Source organism: Polynucleobacter sp. 35-46-11 (assembly GCF_002281105.1).
Genome location: NZ_NCFJ01000616.1, coordinates 1 through 1,364, shown reverse-complemented (window position 1 = coordinate 1,364; position 1,364 = coordinate 1). Strand labels below are relative to the sequence as shown.

At 45.3% G+C, this 1,364-nt stretch carries 1 protein-coding gene; it reads left to right on the top strand.

Going from position 1 to position 1,364, the window contains the following annotated elements:
- Nucleotides 1-30: 30 nt before the first annotated feature.
- Nucleotides 31-1,266: a tyrosine--tRNA ligase gene (tyrS, locus tag B7Y67_RS18180; protein WP_293599837.1), complete on the top strand. Its 1,236-nt coding sequence runs from the start codon at nt 31-33 to the stop codon at nt 1,264-1,266.
- The last annotated feature ends 98 nt before the right edge of the window (nt 1,267-1,364 follow it).

Sequence of the window (1,364 nt, the reverse complement as noted above, 5' to 3'; positions counted from 1 at the left end):
TAAGTAAGTCACTAAGCTAACCCAATCAGCATGACGGCTAAACCAGAACAAAAATACCCACTGACCCCTGAAGTTTTTGCAGCCCTTGAAGTCACTAAAAGGGGTTGTGACGAGTTATTGGTCGAGGCTGACTGGATCCAGAAGCTAGCTAAAAGCCAGGCAACTGGTACACCTTTGCGTATTAAATTGGGTTTAGATCCAACTGCGCCAGATATTCATTTGGGTCATACGGTTGTTTTGAATAAATTGCGTCAGCTTCAAGATTTAGGTCACACTGTGATTTTCTTGATTGGTGACTTCACCAGCATGATTGGTGACCCCTCTGGACGTAATGCAACGCGCCCTCCACTGACTGCCGAAGAAATTGCTGTCAATGCGCAGACCTACTATCGTCAGGCCAGTATGGTGCTTGATCCTGCTAAAACTGAGGTGCGCTACAACAGTGAATGGTGCGACCCTCTCGGTGCACGCGGCATGATTCAGTTAGCGGCACGTTATACCGTTGCACAAATGTTAGAGCGTGATGACTTTACCAAGCGCTACCGTAGTGGGATACCGATCTCTGTGCATGAGTTCTTGTATCCACTAATGCAGGGTTATGACTCAGTTGCTCTCAAGAGCGACCTAGAGCTTGGGGGCACTGATCAGAAATTTAACCTCTTAGTTGGGCGCGAGCTCCAACGTGAGTATGGCCAAGAGCCTCAATGTATTTTGACCATGCCGCTACTGGTTGGTTTGGATGGCGTTGATAAGATGAGTAAGTCCAAAGGTAATTACATTGGCATTAGCGAGCCTGCTGGTGAGATGTTCGGCAAACTTTTGAGTATCTCTGATGACTTGATGTGGGATTACTTCACATTACTGTCATTCCGTCCTATGGCGGAAATTGACCTGATGAAGCAAGAAGTAGCTGCCGGTAGAAATCCTAAAGATTGCAAAGTGCTGCTCGCACAAGAAATCGTCGCACGCTTTCATTCGCAAGCTGCCGTAGAAAAAGCTTTGGAAGACTTTAATCATCGCGCTAAAGGCGGAATACCAGATGACATCCCAGAAATAAGTCTCACTGGAGCTCCAATGGGGGTTGCTAGCCTTTTGAAGGCTGCAGGCTTGGCACCATCTACGTCTGAAGCGATGCGCAACATTGAGCAAAACGGCGTAAAGATTGATGGCACAACAGTTACCGATAAACAGTTAAAAGTTGATACTGGTACTTACGTAGTGCAGGTAGGCAAGCGTAAGTTTGCTAAGGTAACTTTAGTTAAGTAGTACTAAAAAATTGACTGTAGACCTCAATACATGAAACTAATGTTTGAGAGAAAAATGTGAATCACGATGAGACATTCTCTTAAATACCTTTTAAAGAA